The organism is Vibrio sp. QJM3NY_21, from assembly GCF_057785975.1.
The window spans coordinates 757,960-771,293 of sequence record NZ_CM173514.1 but is presented as its reverse complement, the minus strand read 5'-3'; the positions used below and the strand labels follow the sequence as shown (position 1 = coordinate 771,293).

The following is a 13,334-nucleotide window of genomic DNA, read 5'->3' as shown; positions in this document are numbered from 1 at the left end:
AAAGTTCATATATCCAGCACAAAAACGAGAAACCAAAGACGAACTTTTCTAATCAATGTATAGAGTTTTGAGTCAATCATACAATTACCCCTCACTGACAGAAAACTATAACCCTGGATGTTGGCTGCGGAACTGTGAAGGAGTAAACCCTGTTTTGCGTTTAAAGAAACGAGTGAAGTTAGCAGATTCACCATAGCCGATATTGGTTGCTATTGACGTTATTGAGTCGTCCGAGTACTTCAGCCGAACCTGAACTTCATTTAGAATAAGATCATCCAATACTTCGCGATAAGTTACACTTGCGCCGAATAAGCGCCTCTGGATAGTCCTAGGACTCATTCCCAGTATGTTCGCAGCCGTTGATATGGGTAACTTTCCCATCGACAAATATGGTTGCATGGCATGTTTGAATGAGCACAAAAAATCACTAGGTATACCTTCTTGATCTATAACCTCTCTTCCTGAATTTTTTATTAAGTTAACTTTTTGACGCAAAATTTCGTTATTTAGACGAATACCTGTGACTGAGCGGAGTGTAAAAAACTGAACATGTGCTAACTGTGAGCATTCAAAAAAGCACTCCGTATGTGGGCTGACAATTGTCACATACTTTTCTTTGCTATTGTGTTTTGTCAAAGCTGTTATCAACTCATCCAGGAAAATGAACGAGAATATTTCCGCGTACTTAAACCAGTCTTGTGTCGCGCCCTCTTTTTCGCGAACTAACCAGTAACAATCATTATGGAGCTTTAACGATATTTTAACTCCGCTTGAGTAATATCGAATGATTTCACAGAATTCTTCTAGCGCTTCTTTTACAGTGCCCTCCCTTGCTTTAACCAACTGAGCAATCACGCCCGGTATATAGGTGTTCTTACACATTAACCAAACACGAGTCACAAATGTGTCCAACGAAACACTTTCACCAAACATTCTGATTATGTTGAGTAAAACAGTCTCAGGTATAAACGGGAATTCACATCTTTGTATGTCAACCGGTGCTTTAACACCAGTAATCAAAGAATAAACATTAATATCTCTTTCACTAAAGAGTTCAGCCAGGTCATGAACACAATCTGTGCGAACAAGTGGTACTCCTCTATTCGGTAACGCCATACGTTAGGACCTTCTTTATAATTAGATGTTTCTCGTTTGATATGTTGACAGTCGTGCCTAAAAATTAGAAAACCCCTTACTTGGCAAAAAAAATAAGGGGTTAGATTCATACTATTTAGTTATATTTAATATAAAGCACCTTTCGTAGGCTATTGCATCGACTCTTATCCAGAGGGCCTCCTAAATAATCGCCACCTTCTGCAGCCCTTTTCATTAATAACGCTCTTGCACGTTCATCACTAAGTAGATCTCGGTACTTTTCATAGGTTTTCAGTTTGAGAATTTTATATTTCGAATTTTGGCTAGGGTCAGAAAAGTTATCGTAGCAGTAATTCATAGCACCTGAGTTTGCTCCAATCTTACTGGCATCTGTGATTGCATACGCGTTGGAAGTCAACACAATCATAGAGAATGCGAGAATCTTTATCAGTTTCATATCCAGTACCCTTTAACGTTAGTCTTGTTTCAATTGCAGTTCTCGAACCTCTTAATTGGCTGCAATTGATGTTCAAAATCCATGTTAATCATTCATCTAACGTCATGCTTGCCATTTGGTGACACATCAAAAATAACCAATTTAATTAATACCGATTTGACTCTGCCTAGCATATATTTCAATTTCATCACGAAAATAAAAAAACCAATGTCACGACATGGCCATTAAATCAAGATATTTGATCTTATTTTTATCTTAAAAATAGTTCACTCTCTCATTAATAACGTGATGGTTCATTGATGGGAGTAGAACACCTAACTCCCTACATATCAGAATCTTAAATTGAGAGCCTCACATGTCAGAAATAAAAAAAATCGACACTGAAACGCAAAAAAAGAAACCAATCAATAAAGTAAAAATAGCGACAAACAGTCTGTTGGCATTCACCATACTTTCTATTGGTATCGCTGTAGTTTCAGACAGGATGATTCCAACTACCGACAACGTTAGAGTTGAAGGCAACGTCATTTCCTTAAAACCACAAGTATCAGGTTTAATAGAACAAATTAATATTACAGCAAACACTAAAGTAGAGAAAAATGACGTGTTGCTCAAAATTGTCTCTACCGACTATGAGATAGCCGTTAAACAAGCAGAAGCAAAATTGAAGATAGCCGGGCAGCAAGTTGGGGCGCAAATGGCCAGTATTATTTCCGCTCAAGCACAACTCACGACATCGTTAGTTGCACAACAAAATGCTCGGCGTCAGGGTCAACGAGTATTAGCGATGGCAGACAAAGGGGTTGTATCAAAGTCAGATGCAGATACAACACGTGCCACGATTGATAAAGCTAATGCTGAGGTAATGAACGCTCGCGCTAATCTAGAAAAAGCTAAAGCTCAAGTGGGTTCAGAGGGAGAGGAAAATGCACAAATACAATCAGCACTACTTGAATTACAAAAAGCCCAATTAGACTTATCGCGCACAACCCTATCAGCGCCTTCAGATGGTGCGGTAACCAACTTGAATTTATCAGAAGGTTCATACGCTTCTTCAGGTTCTCCATTAGTCACCTTCGTCGAAAGCGACAATTTATGGCTTGAAGCTTATTTCCGAGAGAATAGTCTCGGTAACATAAAGCCAGGCGATGATGTTGAAATCGCATTAGATCTTGCTCCAGGCACTACGTTCAAAGGCACAGTTTCTTCAATCGACCTGGGAGTCACATGGGGTAAAAACGAACAACTTGGCGACCTTGCGAGTGTACAAAACCAAAATGGATGGTTAAGAGACACACAACGTATTCCAGTTACGATCAAAATAAACGAACCATCAGCGATCCAATCAATGCGAATTGGAGGCCAAGCAGATGTCATCGTTTATACTGGCGAAAACACTCTATTCAACCTACTTGGAAAATTCTGGATTAACGTAGTGAGCTTGTTCTCTTATGTTCGATAAAATAGAACAAGCACAAGAGCGTAGGATTTTTCGCTACGTCACGACAGTCGGCTTGGCAACATTCCTTGCACTATGGTTTAACTGGCCATTAGCTTTTTGTACGCCACTTCTGACCGCAAAATTTATCACTGATAAACCTCAATTTCATATTCTCCATGTCAAACAGTTGGCCTATGCGCTTCTATCCACCGCCGTAATTGGATTCGTAGTATCAACGGGGCTACCTGAGTATAAAATTGCCTTTCTTTCTATACTCACACTCGGGATGCTTTGGGCATACTATTTATTTACCGACCCTAAATGGGTCATGTTCGCAACATTCTTAATGATCGAACTGATATTACTTCCATCCATAACGATAATCGATCAAGCATCCGCGCTGAATGTCGGAATCGGTTTTGCGTTTTCAGGCACTTTGGCCGTCGCTTTGTATTCCCTTTCACACGTTTATTTTCCCGAAGAAGAGAAGACGGACTTTGTTGGCTTTCCCGTATCTCCACTTACCAAAGAAATGCGATGGACAGCCGCTATACGCGCATGGGTGATTTCATTTCCACTCGTATGCTTTTACTTCTATTTTCAACTTTCTCAGATACTGCTTACCGTTGCATTTGTAATGTTATCATCGTTAATGGCAAGCAGCGAAACGTCCGGTAAGACCGCGTTATTTTTCACAGTAAGTAACATCCTCGCAGGCCTGATTTCATTCGTCACTTTTCTCATCATATCTTTAGCACCTAATATGTATGTATATATGATGGTTGTACTCAGTGTCATTGCGCTTTTCGGAATAAAGATTTATACCGTTCCACAAAAGGCACCTATATATATTACGGCCTTTACCGGATTCAATGTACTTATGGGAACATCAATAAGCAGCGGCGCGTTGGATGACAAGTTTTACGTTCGTATTTTCCAGCTATTTTTAGTCTTGCTATACATGGTATTTATGACCCATTTCTTAGAGTCACGAACTAGGAAATAACCCGTCAAAAATCAACTTTCAGTCGTTCGTACAATCTCATCCATTGTTACTAGGTGTTGTTAAATGGCAGGGAAACTCCTGCCATATCTAGTCATGTGACAGCCACAGCCCCTAGATTACACTGTAAAGACATGGCTTCAGGTACAACATAGCGCTTTACACGCCCTAGCGAACCCTTACAATGTGCAGCAAATATATTTATCAAGGTTTATCTCTATGTCTATTCAATGGTTTCCGGGTCACATGCATAAAGCCCGCAAAGAAATCGAAGAAGTTATCCCACAGGTTGATGTGATCATCGAAGTACTGGACGCTCGTATCCCGTTCAGTAGTGAAAACCCAATGATCTCTTCACTGCGCGGCGATAAGCCTTGTGTAAAAGTGTTGAACAAGCGCGATCTTGCCGATCCTGAGCTTACTGAACGTTGGATTGAACACTTCGAGAAAGAGCAAGGCGTTAAAGCGATTGCGATTACCACCAGCGTAAAAGAAGAAGTTAACCACGTCATGGAACTAGTTCGTAAACTGGCACCACACCGTGAACAAATGGGTAAGAACATCCGAACTATGATTATGGGTATCCCGAACGTGGGTAAATCGACCATCATCAACTGTTTGGCTGGACGTACGATTGCGGTAACGGGTAACCAACCAGCTGTAACTCGTCGTCAACAACGCATCAACCTGCAAAACGGCGTGATCCTTTCAGATACTCCTGGGATCCTTTGGCCTAAAGTAGAAAACCCACACAGCGGCTTCCGTTTAGCTGCGACTGGTGCGGTAAAAGATACAGCAATGGAATACGACGAAGTGGCATTCTACACAGTCGAGTACTTAGCGAAGCAGTACCCTCACCTTTTGCAAGAACGCTACCAAATTGAAGAGCTGCCCGAGTCTGACATCGAGTTGATGGAAGCGATTGGTCGTAAACGCGGTGCACTTCGTGCAGGTGGTCATATAGACATTCACAAGTGTTCGGAAATCCTACTTCACGAACTTCGCAACGGTACTTTAGGTAAAGTAACGCTAGAGCTACCAGAGATGATCACCAAAGAATTGGTTGAAGTAGAAGAAGCGGCTGCGCTGAAAGCTGAGCAACAGATTAAGAAGAAGGAAGAGCGCCGTAAACGTTACTTGAAGAACAAGCGCTAATCGCTATTAGTTTTTGTTAATCTCCATTAGTTTCTGTTAACCACTCTTACACCAGCCTCTAAGATATTCACGTTCTACCGATAATAGAGCGTGAGTATTGCCTTGTACCGTTTATTGATCTAGCTAACATACTGACAAATCTATAGAAATGGTCATTTACAATCCCAAAGACTGTGACATACTACGCAAATTATTGTGTATTCATTTCGGCTAGTTTCTCAATGCGCTCTTATTCTGGGTTCAAGAATCAAAGATTTAAAACCTATTTCGATAATGAAATTTATTTGCCGTACATAAATTTCATCTACATCCCGATCTCAATATTCTGTGCTTTCATTGTTACCGACTACATTCACTTTGGTACAGAGTGTGTAACACCTATCATTTTCCGAGTCTTACTTTTTCTATTGATGATGGCTGTCGCCAGATACTGCATTACAAATAAACCCAACGTTTTAGAACTCATAGAGAGTACCTTCCTTGTAATTAGCTCGCTTTTCTTGGTCTATGTAGGCCGACTCGCTATCGAGCTGAGTAATTTCGATTACCAAGGTGGCATCATTCTCGTAATGATCTACATCGGAACCTTTTCAAGACTGTCTGTTAAATACAGCATCTCTACGCTGTCATTTATCTTTTTGGCTTATCTCATTGGCCTTGCCCCTCAGCTTTATGAAGCAGAGCCTAGTCACGAAATAGAAACCATTTCCGTATACGCTTCAGCTTATATTCTTATTGCAGCTTCTTGTTTAAGACGAGATTTCGAAGTGCATAAACGCTTCACTCAATCCGAACAGCTTCGTAAACAAGCAATACAACTCCGCAAACAATCCAATATGTTTGAAGCCCTTTCTTATCAAGATGCTCTAACGGGTTGCTACAACCGCCTTTATCTTCATCAGGTGATCGAACCAAGCATAGACCGTCAGTTATCCATAACATCGATCATGATAGATATTGATCATTTCAAATCGATTAACGACACCTACGGCCACCAAATGGGTGATATGGTGATCAAAGAACTGGCCGATGAGATTCAAAAAAGGCTACCAACCAGCAGTAACTGCTTTCGATACGGCGGTGAAGAGTTTTTGGTGATGGTCCAAGGAGAAACTGAGGCTTCAATTGAATCGCTAGTTAACTCCCTATTAGAATCTCCTTCTCTCCTTCGGTTAGAAGTAACAATTTCAATCGGTGTGAAATATGCGTCACAGGCTCTCGGCTCTGTCGAACAACTTATCGACGATGCCGATCAAGCACTCTACATTTCGAAGAAGAGCGGTAGAAATAAGATCACATGGAGTGATTAATCGCCCAGTATTTGACGCGCCTTAGCGATTCATTATAACGACCATTAATCTGACCCATCCTGATATGGGTTGACACTTGATTGACTAAAACGCTCGATGTACTTCATCGGGCGTTTTGTATTTTAGAGCTGTGTGAGGCCTATATTCATTATAGATTTTTACTGATTCGGCGACCATTTTCTTTGCTTCATCTAAATCATTAGGCTTATTCAACAGATACTCCGTCTTCAATATTCCGTTGATCCTCTCTGCCAACGCATTCTGATAACAGTCATAGCCATCAGTCATTGAGCAAGATACATTATACTGTCGATGCAACTCTTGGTATTCCACAGAGCAGTATTGAACACCTCGATCTGAGTGATGTACAAGCTCACCTGTATTCTTCCGCTCTTTCAACGCGTTTAAAAAGGCCTGCTTGACCGTGCGAGCTTTCATATCATCACCTATGTGATAGCCCACGATTTTTCTTGAGTAAGCGTCCGTCACTAAACTGAGATAAGTACTACCACACCGCGTTGCTAGATAAGTAATATCGGCAACCCATAATTGCTCTGGTCTTTCCGGTATTAAGCCTTCTTTGATTCGATTTGGATGGCAGTAAAAGCGATGATTACTGTTTGTGGTTCGATGATAAGCCCTTCGATTCTGCACTAATAATCGATTCATTCTCAGCAGAGAGAATAAGCGGTCTCGCCCGATTTCAATATCTTTCTGAGCAAGTAAATACTTCAGCTTACGAGTCCCTATACGAGGGTGCATCATCCTTTGCTCCTTCACAAAACCGAGTACTGATTCATCTTTTTTTGTTTGATGAATTTCTGCATCACAGCGCTTGTAGAAAGCTTGTCGTGTAATACCTATGAAGTGACAAGCTTTAGTGACGGTCAACTTTCTGACCGTTTTTTCCTTAATAACTCGGCCTTGCGCTTCTTTGAGATTCGGACACCGAAATCTCGATCCATGACTTTTACAACCGCTTCAAAGAACTCAGCTTTGAGCTGAGTCTCTTCTAATTGCTGCTCGAGTTCTTTGATTCGTTGCTCTGGGGTTTGAGTTGAGGAAGAGTTTGACATAGTCGCTCCTAACGCTCTCGATTGTTCTATTCCTTTAGACCAATCTAGTTGACCATGTTTGCGAAGCCAAACTAAAACGGTAGAGCGACCTTGGATCCCATAACGTTCTTGAGCTTGTTTATAAGTCATTTCGCCTTTTTCAACTTGGCTTACGACTGCCAATTTAAAGGCAAGAGAACAATCTCGTTGAGTACGTCTACTTGTTGTTTTCATGACACTCTCCAATTTCATGTTGGAAATGTGTCAACCATATTTAGGACGGTACAATCCAATCAAAAAAGCCCCGAACAATTGAATGCTCGGGGCTTTTGTCTTCGTTCTTCGGCTTTAAAGTGACTTCAGTAATTATAGTTACTTAAATAAGAAGCTACTAAGAATACACAACGCTCGCTGTTTTCTGTTCAAGTTCAACGGGAGAGCTCCAAGAAATCACTTTTTCATTCACTTGGCTGCCACATGGTGCGTTCCAAACTTGCTCTAGTTCTTCTTTGCCACCAATTGCCTGATAAAAAGCAATCGCTTGGTGGTTCTCAGACATCACCTCTAGGTAAAGCCCCGAATCAGAATAGTATTGCTGCAACCACTTTGATAATTCAGACAATAGACGCTTGCCAACACCACGACCGTGGTAATTATTGTCTACGTGTAACGCATCAATGAACGTGCCACGTTCAAAGTTGTGATTACCAAACGCGCAGACGAAACCAACCAGTAAACCGCCTTCTTCAAGCAATAAAACATGTTGGTTGAAAGGAGGATTAATCAAACGAGTCTGCCAAATAACAGATCTGTCCTCCAGAACATCATTTTCTAGGTAATCATCAGCAAGAATGCCACGGTAATATAGCTTCCAGCTATCCGCGTGTAATTGGGCAATCCGCTCATAATCTTTATATTCAGCTACCTTAATTTCCATTTATTAGCCCTTAGTACTTCCATTTATGACTTGTTACTACATTTCACACTACCTTTATACAATATTTAAGCAAAACATACTAATACACGTTTACACTTTCAATATTGACTTACACGTGTACGCTGATATTCTAGCGAACAGATGTAAGCTCAATGGAAATTTACTAATGAATAGTGCCGATAAACCATCAACAAAAAAGCCACCACTAATCTGGCTCAATATTTTTGTATTCTCTTTTAGCATGCTGTTAGCTGTTGTCGCGGCTCCCGTTTATGGCTACTTTTTTGGCTATGGTATGGAGCACTGGATATGGCTAGCGATCTGTTTTACGTTCTGTAACCTTTCTATCACGACGGGTTATCACCGCTTATGGTCACATAAAGCATTTGAAGCGCATTCAAGCCTAAGGTTTCTGTTTGCATTAGGTGGCGCATTTGCTCTACAAAACAGCGCGCTACACTGGTCTTCTGATCACCGTGTGCACCACAAGCATGTCGATAACAACGACAAAGACCCATACTCAGCAAAGCGTGGCTTTTGGTATTCGCACATCGGCTGGATGATTCGTAATTACAACACTGCAATGTACACAGATTACGAAAATTGTCGCGACCTGAAAAAAGATAAGATTGTTATGTGGCAGCACAAGCATTACGTTTTATTAGCATTACTTATGAACTTCGGTGTTCCAATCGCATTAGGTGTAATTTACGGAGACGTGCTTGGCATGTTGTTAATTGTGGGTGCAGTTCGTTTGGTACTTAACCACCACACAACTTTCTTCATTAATTCTCTTGCTCACATCTGGGGCAGCCAACCTTTTACCGACAAAAACACAGCGCGTGACAACGGTGTGCTAGCGGTACTCACTTTTGGCGAAGGCTACCACAACTTCCACCACATCTTTGAGAACGATTACCGTAACGGCATCTACTGGTGGCAATACGATCCAACTAAATGGTTGATTAAGAGTGCTTCTTTAATGGGCTTAGCAAGCAAGCTTAAGAAAACGCCTCAAGCTCGCATCGAAAAAGCCGAAGCATCAATGTTATTAAAGCGCACGCAGCAAAAAATCATGCACCGTGCCGATAAGCAACAAATCGCGGAAAAGCTTCAACAAGAATTCGATGCACTTGTATCAAACATGAACGAATACTACGAGGTCAAAAAGCAGCTAATTGAAAGTAAACGCGAAGATGTTGTGAAAAAGTACGAACACTCAGTACTTAAGGTTCGTTACCAACAAATCAAAATGAATTTTGAACAGCAGAAGAAAAATTGGGCTATGACGGTGGAACAGTACGCTTAACCTTTTAATAACATATTCTTTTTTATCAAGCGCCTAGGCTCAAACTGTCTCGGCGCTTTCTTGTTTTTATTACCCTATTTACGATTTGGGTTGAATAAAAAATCTAATCAAAAATGGACCAATGTCAAATATCACACATACAGTGTAAGAAATCGTTTTCTTACATTACCAACTGTGACAAGAGTCACTTACAGGATTTCATTTTGTAACATAAAATGCGCGCCCTCCTATTCCACGGACTACAAAAGCGAATCATTTTATGAAAATGTTAAAAACATCACTAGCGCTAGCAATCTCTACTACCCTTTTATTCGGCTGCGGTGACGAAACAACTAATAACTACTACCCTCAAGAACCAACCGTACCATCTTCTACAGAAGCTAAAATCGCCGTATTCAACCTGTCTTTTGACCGTTATACCTACGAAGATCTTGTAGCTGAAATGAAACTGACTAAGCCAGAGCAAGACGCATTGGTTGAAGGCTGGGAAAATGATACTTTGTCTGAAGAAGCCAAAGCCACCGCTCTTAAAGTAATCCAGATTCGTAACGTAGCTGCAATCATCCAGACTGAACGCCCAGAAGTAATCATGATGGCGGAGTTTAACAACGATGGTACCGCTGAAAATAACGATGCTCTTATCGGTTTCCGCTTGAACTACCTATCTGTATCTCAAAATTCAAATAGCTTTGATCAAGACGGCACTCAGTTAGATCCAATCGTATTCCAGTACTTTGCCAACTTCGCGACCAACACTGGCCTTTTAAACGAATTTGGTTTTGACCTAGATAATGACGGTAATCCGGGGCAACTACCAGGCGATGCATGGGGCTTTGGTACCTACCACGGACAATATGCGTTCACTCTAATGTCTATGTATGAAATTGATCACGACAACATTCGTACTTTCCAAAAGTTCAAATGGAGCGATATGCCTTCGGCTACCATGCCAACTATCACCAACTGTAACGATTCTTGGAACCCTATCCCAGATGGCATGGAGTGTGGTGACGACTGGTATACTACTGAAGAGTGGGCAGAAGTTCGCCTTTCTTCTAAAAACCACGTTGACGCACCGATCCTAATCCCTCAAGAAGATGGTACCTCAGAGACGATTCACCTACTTATGTCTCACCCAACGCCACCTATTTTCGACACGGGTAAGAACAAGGTTCAAAATGCAGATGAAGTTAATTTCTGGGTCGATTACATCGAAGGTCAAAGCTACATGTACGACGATAAAGGCGTGACTGGCGGATTAAGTACAGACGCTAAATTCGTTGTTATGGGCGACCTTAACGCTGACCCTCTTAAAGGTGATGGTGATTTGACAGCAATCAATGCACTGATGGACCACGACAAAGTTAACCGGTTAGCGACGTTCGGTCCATTAGCACCTGCCAGCCTTGGTGGCCCAGAATGTCTAGCTCTTGGCGAATGTAAAGAAGCAAACTGGGATACTCCATACCCTGGTCAAGTGACCAGCACGAGCGGACTACGCCTTGATCATGTTGTACCATCAGAAAACCTAACGATTTCAGACTCTGGTATTTACTGGCCAGCAACGTTCGAAGACGGCCGTCTATTAATGAATGACGAACGTGTAGGTAATTACGGAAACGGTAAGGACATATCTTCTGACCACCGTATGGTTTGGATTAAAGCAGAAATCAACAACTAATACTTTCGAATAAACTCTATCATCCATGTCCGACTATTATAGTCGGGCATTTTTTATTAAAGAGACTGGCTTTAATTATGGATTAAAGTATCCATAGTAATTGGATCTAGCCAATCTTTACCCCTCTCATTCAACTGCTTATATTAATTACACTTACCGAGTGGAACACTGAGGATAAAGAATGAGCAAACTGACTATTATTGCAACGATCGTCACTAAAGAAGACAAAACTGAGCTTGTTAAATCAGAGATGATTAAATTGATCGATAAAACCCGTGTTGAAGATGGCTGTATTAACTACGATCTGCACCAAGATAACAGTAACCCTGCTCACTTCGTTTTTCATGAGAACTGGGAGTCTGAAGCTCATCTGGAGAAACACTTAGCGAGCCAACACATAGCCGAGTACATGGCTGCGACTGAAGATTGTATTGAAACCTTTGTGCTTAATAAAATGACGCACATTGCCTAACCAATCACTCAGTACTGATTCAATAGGAAACCCTGCTCTGATCGCAGGGTTTGTTTTTCTACAAGCTTATATATGCTCATTCTAATAATAAAAAACCCGCCAGAGTAGCGGGTATGGTCAATAATCATGACTGTCAAAGACAGATCTGTAACAACCATCAATCCAATATTGAGTACCACTTTACAGTGGCACTCTGACATTTCTTTTGCTGATCGCTAGCACGGGGGCACTAGTTAAAAGCACGAGCCAAAATGCCATTCCCTTGATATTGGTAAACACTTGAATTACTACTTACAAAGACCGATTCTCCAGGCTTAAGAGAAACTGTACGACCTTCTGAGGTTACGGTCGCCTCTCCTTCCACACAGAACAAGATCTCCGCGCTACGTAGATACTGTGACTTGCTCTCATCAGTCGCAGATAAGATATCAAATCCAAAGTCATCCACAGGAATCGGATAGCTCATCTTGCCCTCTTTCAATACAGGCTTAAGGCGAATATCTTCTGGCTTAATCGGCTCAAAGATCGTGTTGTCGATAAGCTCAGGAACGTCTATGTATTTAGGTGTGAGACCGGCACGCAGCACATTGTCTGAGTTTGCCATGATCTCCAAGCCTGTGCCTTGAACATAAGCGTGAGGTGTTTCTGCGAACAGGAACATCGCTTCACCGGGCGCCAGTTCAACCGCGTTGAGCATCAATGGTGCAAACAAACCAATATCACCCGGATAGTGCTGTTTGAATTCAATGCTGTATTGCAGAGCTTCACGCCCCATGACCGTTTTAGCTGGTCGCGCATGTGCAGCATAAAGCTCATTAAGCGCAGACACTTTGCGGTCACCTTCAAGAGACATAATTGCGCTAAAGAAAGACTTCAGAGAATCACTGTCGGCATTGGCTTTCAGTACATTAAGTTCAATCGCTAACGAAGGAATATCCGCTTCTTCGAACAAGGCAATAATATCGTCGATTGGACGGAAGCCATTCATCGCTTTGTAGAAGGTCAACGCATAAACCAGTTCAGGTTTGTGGTTTGGATCTTTGTAGTTACGATTTGACGCATTCAAAGGGATGCCGAGTGCATTCTCTCTCTCAAAACCTAATTCAGATTTACGCTTGTTCGGATGAACCTGAATCGACAACGGTGTTTCAGCTGCTAACACCTTAAATAAGAAAGGTAGTTCACCGAAACGTGCCGCCGTGTATCCACCTAAGACATCGATTCTATTTTCATCAATCATGTGAGAAAGCGGCTCACCGGTATCGCCTACTTTTGAGCAACCATTTGGATGAGCACCCATCCAAATTTCTGCTTGAGGTTCTTGGTTTGGGTTCACAATACCAAACAGTTGGTTGATGGAGTCTTTGCTTCCCCATGCATAGTTTTGAATAACATTGTCGAGTTTAAATAGAGACATCA

Annotated in this window: 12 protein-coding genes; 7 read left to right on the top strand and 5 right to left on the bottom strand. The window is 41.6% G+C overall.

Going from position 1 to position 13,334, the window contains the following annotated elements; all coding sequences use genetic code 11:
• Nucleotides 1–105 precede the first annotated feature (105 nt).
• Together AC3CID_RS19100 and AC3CID_RS19095 are read right to left on the bottom strand one after the other, a co-directional pair.
• Nucleotides 106–1,116 carry a helix-turn-helix domain-containing protein gene (locus AC3CID_RS19100; RefSeq protein WP_473578288.1) on the bottom strand — a complete coding sequence of 337 codons (1,011 nt, stop codon included), beginning with the start codon at nt 1,114–1,116 and terminating at the stop codon, nt 106–108.
• 115 nt (nt 1,117–1,231) lie between these two features.
• Nucleotides 1,232–1,552 carry a hypothetical protein gene (locus AC3CID_RS19095; RefSeq protein WP_488527935.1) on the bottom strand — a complete coding sequence of 107 codons (321 nt, stop codon included), beginning with the start codon at nt 1,550–1,552 and terminating at the stop codon, nt 1,232–1,234.
• Nucleotides 1,553–1,907: 355 nt separating this feature from the next.
• On the opposite strand from AC3CID_RS19095, the gene AC3CID_RS19090 reads away from it, so the two are divergent.
• The 4 genes from AC3CID_RS19090 to AC3CID_RS19075 all read left to right on the top strand — a co-directional run bounded on the left by AC3CID_RS19090 (nt 1,908) and on the right by AC3CID_RS19075 (nt 6,461).
• Nucleotides 1,908–3,014, top strand: coding sequence for an HlyD family secretion protein (locus tag AC3CID_RS19090; protein WP_473578290.1), 1,107 nt, complete (start codon nt 1,908–1,910; stop codon nt 3,012–3,014).
• On the top strand, nt 3,004–3,999 hold the full coding sequence (locus AC3CID_RS19085) for a DUF2955 domain-containing protein (protein ID WP_473578292.1): 996 nt from the start codon (nt 3,004–3,006) through the stop codon (nt 3,997–3,999). The genes AC3CID_RS19090 and AC3CID_RS19085 overlap by 11 nt, the downstream gene beginning before the upstream one ends.
• Before the next feature lie 216 nt (nt 4,000–4,215).
• Nucleotides 4,216–5,151 (top strand): ribosome biogenesis GTPase YlqF, encoded by a 936-nt coding sequence (gene ylqF, locus AC3CID_RS19080; RefSeq protein WP_054545545.1) that lies wholly within the window; start codon nt 4,216–4,218, stop codon nt 5,149–5,151.
• Nucleotides 5,152–5,435: 284 nt separating this feature from the next.
• Nucleotides 5,436–6,461: a GGDEF domain-containing protein gene (locus tag AC3CID_RS19075; protein ID WP_488527934.1), complete on the top strand. Its 1,026-nt coding sequence runs from the start codon at nt 5,436–5,438 to the stop codon at nt 6,459–6,461.
• 84 nt (nt 6,462–6,545) lie between these two features.
• On the opposite strand, the gene AC3CID_RS19070 is transcribed toward AC3CID_RS19075, so the two are convergent.
• Together AC3CID_RS19070 and AC3CID_RS19065 are read right to left on the bottom strand one after the other, a co-directional pair.
• Nucleotides 6,546–7,750, bottom strand: a protein-coding gene (locus AC3CID_RS19070; protein WP_488527729.1) for an IS3 family transposase whose coding sequence is annotated in 2 segments (ribosomal slippage) — nt 6,546–7,363 and nt 7,363–7,750 — 1,206 coding nt in all. Because the reading frame shifts where the segments join, the coding sequence is not laid out codon by codon here.
• Nucleotides 7,751–7,907: 157 nt separating this feature from the next.
• Complete coding sequence (locus AC3CID_RS19065; RefSeq protein ID WP_004731280.1) at nt 7,908–8,453, bottom strand: GNAT family N-acetyltransferase; 546 nt, start codon at nt 8,451–8,453, stop codon at nt 7,908–7,910.
• 166 nt (nt 8,454–8,619) lie between these two features.
• Here AC3CID_RS19065 and AC3CID_RS19060 point away from each other — a divergent pair, with 166 nt between their 5' ends.
• The 3 genes from AC3CID_RS19060 to AC3CID_RS19050 all read left to right on the top strand — a co-directional run bounded on the left by AC3CID_RS19060 (nt 8,620) and on the right by AC3CID_RS19050 (nt 11,915).
• The gene (locus AC3CID_RS19060) at nt 8,620–9,762 is read left to right on the top strand and encodes an acyl-CoA desaturase (RefSeq protein ID WP_004731281.1); all 1,143 of its coding nucleotides are present in this window, start codon (nt 8,620–8,622) and stop codon (nt 9,760–9,762) included.
• Nucleotides 9,763–10,021: 259 nt separating this feature from the next.
• Nucleotides 10,022–11,443 carry an endonuclease/exonuclease/phosphatase family protein gene (locus AC3CID_RS19055; protein WP_488527933.1) on the top strand — a complete coding sequence of 474 codons (1,422 nt, stop codon included), beginning with the start codon at nt 10,022–10,024 and terminating at the stop codon, nt 11,441–11,443.
• A gap of 181 nt (nt 11,444–11,624) precedes the next feature.
• Nucleotides 11,625–11,915, top strand: coding sequence for a putative quinol monooxygenase (locus AC3CID_RS19050; RefSeq protein ID WP_122056132.1), 291 nt, complete (start codon nt 11,625–11,627; stop codon nt 11,913–11,915).
• 229 nt (nt 11,916–12,144) lie between these two features.
• Here the strand turns inward: AC3CID_RS19050 and manA are convergent, their stop codons facing one another.
• On the bottom strand, nt 12,145–13,332 hold the full coding sequence (gene manA, locus AC3CID_RS19045; RefSeq protein ID WP_488527994.1) for a mannose-6-phosphate isomerase, class I: 1,188 nt from the start codon (nt 13,330–13,332) through the stop codon (nt 12,145–12,147).
• Nucleotides 13,333–13,334 lie beyond the last annotated feature (2 nt).